This window comes from Streptomyces sp. NPDC059994, assembly GCF_042737755.1.
Classification (GTDB): Bacteria; Actinomycetota; Actinomycetes; order Streptomycetales; family Streptomycetaceae; genus Streptomyces.
The window spans coordinates 1-5,480 of the sequence record NZ_JBHWUR010000139.1 but is presented as its reverse complement, the minus strand read 5'-3'; the positions used below and the strand labels follow the sequence as shown (position 1 = coordinate 5,480).

Annotated in this window: 3 protein-coding genes and 1 pseudogene; 1 reads left to right on the top strand and 3 read right to left on the bottom strand. The window is 73.9% G+C overall.

Going from position 1 to position 5,480, the window contains the following annotated elements; genetic code table 11:
* The 3 genes and pseudogenes from ACFWA7_RS36350 to ACFWA7_RS36340 form a co-directional block, all read right to left on the bottom strand.
* Positions 1-324: pseudogene (locus ACFWA7_RS36350) on the bottom strand (hypothetical protein); the annotation flags it as partial.
* A 39-nt stretch (positions 325-363) separates the two neighbouring features.
* Positions 364-2,325 (bottom strand): IucA/IucC family protein, encoded by a 1,962-nt coding sequence (locus ACFWA7_RS36345; RefSeq protein ID WP_385827352.1) that lies wholly within the window; start codon positions 2,323-2,325, stop codon positions 364-366.
* A 28-nt stretch (positions 2,326-2,353) separates the two neighbouring features.
* Complete coding sequence (locus tag ACFWA7_RS36340; protein ID WP_385546478.1) at positions 2,354-3,763, bottom strand: diaminobutyrate--2-oxoglutarate transaminase family protein; 1,410 nt, start codon at positions 3,761-3,763, stop codon at positions 2,354-2,356.
* A gap of 392 nt (positions 3,764-4,155) precedes the next feature.
* Here ACFWA7_RS36340 and ACFWA7_RS36335 point away from each other — a divergent pair, with 392 nt between their 5' ends.
* Positions 4,156-5,379: a trypsin-like serine peptidase gene (locus ACFWA7_RS36335; protein WP_385827350.1), complete on the top strand. Its 1,224-nt coding sequence runs from the start codon at positions 4,156-4,158 to the stop codon at positions 5,377-5,379.
* The last annotated feature ends 101 nt before the right edge of the window (positions 5,380-5,480 follow it).

Below are 5,480 nucleotides of genomic sequence, written 5' to 3'. Positions count from 1 at the left end.
GCCGAGGGTCGCGGAGCCCGGCACATCGCGGCCGAGGGTCGCGGAGTCCGGCGCACCGGAGTCGGGGCTCCTGGCGTCCGGGACGCCGGACACCGGAGCCCCGCCGTCCGGCACACCGGCGTCCGGGACGCCGTCCTCACCGCTGCCCTCTCCCCCGCTGTCGCCTCCCACCTCCCCCGCGCCGGTCCGGGCCGTCCTCGACTCTGCGAACAGCGCGATGAGTTCGTAGGGCAGCCGCATGTCCAGCGTGTCCTCGGCGCCGCCGTGCTGGGGGGAGGGACCGGCTCCGGCGTCGGCGTCGGTGCTCGCATCGGTGGGAGGCACGGCGACGCTCCTCTCTCGTCATTCAGCTGTTCGTGGGGATCAAGTTCCGTTGGTGTGAAGGGGGTTGGCGATGGTGACGTAGACGGACTGGGTGTCGACCGGGCCGACGAGTTCGTCGAGGCCGTGCAGCCGGGTCATGAGGTTGGCCTTGCAGCGCAGGGTCGGGCTGTCCAGCAGATACGCGGGCAGCGGTGAGCCGAGGGCGGTGGCCCTGGCCAGGAACTGCCGCAGGGCGGCGAGGAGTACAAGCTCGTCGGCCAGGCGCTGGGCCCCGAAAGCCCCGACGAGGCCGAGGACGTTGTTGATGCCCAGGTAGTAGGCGAAGCGTTCGTCGGTGACGGCGTCCGAGACGAAGGTGTCGCTGGCGGCGCCGACTCCGGGCAGTCGGCGTTCGAGGGCGTCCCGGTGGGACTCGCGGAAGTAGTAGCCCTGGTTGTCGCGGTAGCGGCCACCGACGGGCCAGCCGTCGGGGTCGAGCAGCACCAGCGTGTTCTGCTGGTGGGCTTCGAGTGCGATTCCCGCCGTGGCGTCCAGCCAGAGCACGGGGCGGACGACCTGGTCGAGGTAGCGCAGGAACCACTCGGCGGCCACGGCCGGGGCCGGGCGGCCGGTGCGGGCGGCGAGCTTGGCCACGATGTCCGCGAGCCGCGAGTGCATCGCGGTCTCGGGGCGGCCGGGCAGGGGGCGCGGCGCGGTCAGAGCGGCGATGCAGACGGCGTCGTCGCTGGGGCCGAACGGGTTGTGGCGGATCATCACGTCGAGCCCGCGCACCGGCTGGCCGTCCGGGGCGTCGACGGCGAGCCAGGCCGGGTCGCGGACGATGTCGAATCCGGGGTGCGCCGCCTGCCACTGCTCGGCGAGGCCGGCGCGCAGCAGCCGGTGGACCTCCACGCCTCGGTGGAGTTCCTTGCGGAGGTTCTCCCGGCGGGAGTTGGTGATGCGCAGGCCGAGGGAGAGCTTGAGCATGGCGTCGGCGCCGGGCCGGTGCACGGTGCGGACGGAGGAGGTGGGGTGCCAGGGGTCGCCGTACGGGCCGAGGTCGCGCAGGGACCCGGCGTCGAGCAGTTCGACGACGGCCGGTTGGTGGGCGAGCTCGCGCGCCTGCCAGGGGTGCAGGGGCAGTACCACGGTGTTCGCCGGGACGTGGAGTCCGGCGGCGAGCCGGGCGGTGAGTTCATCGGCGGTGACCGGGCGGCCGCCGTCCGTCCAGGCCGAGTCGGCGGCGAGGACGGTGCGGTCGACGGCCATCCAGTGGAGCGGGAAGGAGCCGTACAACTCGGGTGAGTAGAGGCGCGCTTCGGCCTCGGAGAGTCCTTCGCGGCTCTTCGGGGTGGGGTGGAGGGGGTGGCCGAGGAGAAGGGACTGTTCGGCGGAGAGGAAGAGGTCGGCGTCGTCGGCGGGGCCGGGGTGGCGGCGGCGTTCCGCGATGAACTCCGCGGTGCGCCGGACCGAATCCGCCACGCGGCCCACCAGATCGGCGCCCTCGCCGCGGCCGGACTCGCGGTGGATCAGGGCGGCCACCGTGACGGCGTCGACGGCCGGGGCGCCGTGCGGGGCACCGTCGAGCTCGGGCATGCCGAAGCGGTGCCACCCGGTGGCGGACCAGTACCGGACGGGGACGAGCAGGGCGGTGCCGCTGGCGCGCAGCGGGAGGCGCAGCACGGGCCCTTCGGGCGCGGCGAGGTCGTTCTCCCGTACCCAGCAGCGGAGCAGGTTCTCGACGGCCGCGGCCTCGGCCGCGGCTCCCGGGTCCGGGTGGTCCAGAAGCTCCCGGTCCAGGAGGTCCCGGTCTGGAAACTCCCGGTCCAGTAGGTCCTGGCTCACGGGGACTTGGCCCCGGGGATCGTGGCCGTGCTCGGCCGGGTCGTCGGCGGGCAGCCGTTCGCCGTGGATCCCCGCCTTCTGGCGCGGCACCGTCGCCGTCTCTGCCGCAAGGGGGCCGCAAGGGGCGGTGGGGCGGCCGGGGCCGTCGGGCGCGTCGGGTGCGGGGATGCGGTTCACGGTGGGCTTCCTTGTGTGGGGGACCGGGTCAGTGGGACGGCCCGGCATCGGTCCGGTGGCGGGCCGCCCGCTCCGCGGCGGCCAGGGCGTCGGCCAGCCGGTCGAGGACGGCGGCCGCCTGTTCGTCGGTGAGGGTGAGGGGAGGCAGCAGTCGCACGACGCTGGAGTGGCGGCCGCCGAGTTCGACGATGAGGCCCCGGCGCAGGCACTCCCGCTGGACGGCGGTGGCCAGCGTGGGCGCGGCGGCCGGGGTGCCGGTGTGGGGGTCCTCGCGCTCGGGGTCGACGAGTTCGACGCCGATCATCAGGCCCCGGCCGCGGACGTCACCGATGCTGGGGTGGTCCGTGGCCAGGCCCTGTAGCCGGGCGAGCATCCGGCCGCCGAGCAGGGCGGCGCGTTCGGCGAGCCGGTTCTCGCGGACGTAGGCGAGGGTCGCGGTGCCCGCGGCCATGGCGAGCTGGTTGCCCCGGAAGGTGCCCGCGTGGGCGCCGGGCTGCCAGACGTCGAGGTCGTCGCGGTAGACGATCACGGCGAGCGGCAGCGAGCCGCCGATGGCCTTGGACAGCACCATCACGTCCGGCACGATCCCGCTGTGTTCGACGCCCCAGAAAGCGCCGGTGCGCCCCACGCCGGTCTGCACCTCGTCGGCGATGAGCGGGATGGAGCGGGCGGCGGTGATCTCGCGCATCCGGCGCATCCAGGTGTCGGGCGCGGGGTTCACCCCGCCCTCGCCCTGCACCGGCTCGACGATCATCCCGGCCGGGGCGGGCACTCCGCCCTTGGGGTCGTCGAGCAGGCTCTCGGTCCAGCGGGCGGCGAGCTCGGCGCCGCGTTCGCCTCCCACGCCGTACGGACAGCGGTAGTTGAGCGGGTAGGGCAGCCGCGTCACGCGCGCGTTGGAGGCGCCACCCGAGGCGTCGAGGGCGCCCGCCGTCATGCCGTGGTACGCCCCGGTGAAGGCGAGCAGCCCGCTGCGGCCGGTCGCGGTGCGGACCAGTTTCAGCGCGGCCTCGACCGCGTCGGTCCCGGCCGGGCTGCAGAACTGGATCCGCGCGTGGTCGGCCAGGGGGCGCGGCAGAGTGGTGAACAGCTCGGTGGTGAACGCGTCCTTGACCGGGGTGGCCAGGTCGAGCGCGTGCAGCGGGGCGCCGGAGTCGAGGACCTTGCGGATGGCTTCGAGTACGACCGGGTGGTTGTGCCCGAGGGCGAGGGTGCCCGCGCCCGCGAGGCAGTCGAGGTAGCGCCGCCCGTCCGCCCCTTCGATGGTCAGTCCGCGGGCGCGCACGGGCACGATCGGCAGCGAGCGGGCGTACGTCCGGGCGGCGGACTCGCGCAGGGACTGCCGCCGCAGGATTCCCTCGTGGGCGGGCGGTGTCCGCGGCGATGTGGCCGCAAGCTCGGCCGGCGGTGGTACCGGCGCGGATTCGGTCACGGCCACGAGTTCTGGTCCTCCCACGGTGCGCGCTCTGCTGTGCCAGCCGCGCCGGGACCCTGTGACGGTTCCGTGGCACGCCCGTTGCCCGGTGCGAACGGTGGGGCAGAACGCTGGCGTGTTGTCCCCCGTACGTACCAACGACGCCGGGGCCGGAGGATCACGGGCAGGCGCGAAGATCCTTTCGGAGCGGAACCGTGGCCCTGCCGCGCACCGTCCCAACCGGCACCGGCATAGTGGGGGCCGCACTTCGGCCGGTACTTTCCGGCCGGAGCGAGGTGGGCCGACGGCTTCGAGGAAGCCGTCGGGTTCGCTTCAGTAACCGCAAGCGGTGGAGCAACGGTGGCTGCACCGCGCATCAGCAGCTTCAGTACCGAAGTCCCAGGGGGATCAAGAACATGCGACCGACACGTCCGAATTCCGCGGCCCGTGGTGGGAGGGGCGCACTTCGCCGGACCTCCCCCGTGCTGGCCGCGCTCGGCCTCACGGCCGCTCTCGCCCTGACCGCCACCGCGTGCGGTCCGGGCGGCGACGACAAGGCCGACGCCAAGCCGACCGCTTCGGCGACCGCCGGCGACGACGGCCTCCAGATCCCGGACGACATCAAGGACCGGCTCAAGAAGCACGGGATCGACCCGGACAAGTGGAAGAACGGCGAGTGGAAGAACTGGGACAAGTCCAAGTGGCTGCGTGAGGCCAGGGACTTCGTCAACCCGATCATCCAGGACCTGTGGGACCCGGACCGGATGCGGAAGGCCGAGAAGCCCCCGCAGAAGCCCGTCCCCAACGACATCTCGGGCGACAAGGGCGTGACGGACCCGACCCCGGCACCCGTCAGGGCCCGGGCCCAGAAGGCCCCGTACCACCAGAGCCTGCCGCAGCTCGGCAAGCTCTTCTTCGACGGCCCCGAGGGCTCGATGGTCTGCTCCGCGACCGTCGTGAAGGACCCGGCGCACCCCGGCAAGTCCAACATGGTGTGGACGGCGGGCCACTGCGTCCACGCGGGCGCCAAGGGCGGCTGGTACCGCAACATCGCCTTCGTGCCCTCGTACAACAACGCCGACATGTCGCTCGCGCAGCTGCAGAAGGCGACCAAGCAGCAGATCGCGCCGTACGGCGTGTACTGGGCCGACTGGGCGCAGACTTCGCAGCAGTGGATCCAGGGCGGCGGCCCGACCGGCGGCCAGGGCGCCCCGTACGACTTCGCGGTGCTGCACGTCACCCCCGAGAAGGGCAAGGGCGGCAAGTCCCTTGAGGAGACGGTCGGTACGGCCCTCCCGGTGGACTTCAACGCCCCGGCCGTGCCGAAGATCGCGAGCATGACGGCGAACGGCTACCCGGCCGCGCCGCCGTACGACGGCCAGAAGCTGTACCAGTGCAAGGACAAGCCGGGCCGGCTCTCGCTCGACGCCAGCACCCCGACGATGTACCGCCTGGGCTGCACCATGACCGGCGGCTCCTCCGGCGGCGGCTGGATCGCCGCGGGCGCCGACGGCAAGCCCGCGCTGGTCTCCAACACCTCCATCGGCCCGGTGACGGCCGGCTGGCTGGCGGGCCCGCGTCTGGGCCCGGAGGCCAAGGGCGTGTACGACTCGGTCAGCAACAAGTACGCGGGCCAGTAGGCCCGGCCGGGGGGGGGGGGGGGGGGGGCCCCGCCCCCCCCCCCCCCCCCCGGGGCCCCCCCCCCCCCCCCCCCCCCCCCGGGGGGGGGGCGCCACCGCGG

What these genes read in the sequence shown, in the direction of transcription:
- ACFWA7_RS36335 (WP_385827350.1), top strand. Translation starts at nt 4,156, where the DNA reads ATGCGACCGACACGTCCGAATTCCGCGGCCCGTGGTGGGAGGGGCGCA.